Annotated in this window: 1 protein-coding gene; it reads right to left on the bottom strand. The window is 50.2% G+C overall.

The annotated features are described in order from the left end of the window. Positions 1-255 (bottom strand): helix-turn-helix domain-containing protein (locus I6E24_RS16970; RefSeq protein WP_235329863.1); only part of this gene is annotated, 255 nt, incomplete at both ends.

Raw genomic sequence — 255 nt, 5'->3', positions numbered from 1 at the left:
CATTTGCTCCCTTGCCGTTACCGACATAAAGAATACGGCCGCTCTTCAAGTCAACCACGATTGTCTTGTACACATGCCCTCTCCTGACTGCGAATTCATCTATGCCGATGCTGTCCACTCCCTCAAGAGAAGGAGGCGCGTAATGGTATTCAAGATGACGGGTATGGATTTCCTTGACGGTATCCCAGGATACGCCCAGGAGATTAGCCGCGTCTTTCAAGGTCATGCCCCTTAACAGACCCACTACATATTTCG

Origin of the sequence: Bacteroides caecigallinarum (assembly GCF_021530995.1) — a bacterium.
In the GTDB taxonomy this organism is placed as follows: domain Bacteria; phylum Bacteroidota; class Bacteroidia; order Bacteroidales; family Bacteroidaceae; genus Phocaeicola; species Phocaeicola faecigallinarum.
This window is presented reverse-complemented; position numbering and strand designations above follow the sequence as displayed.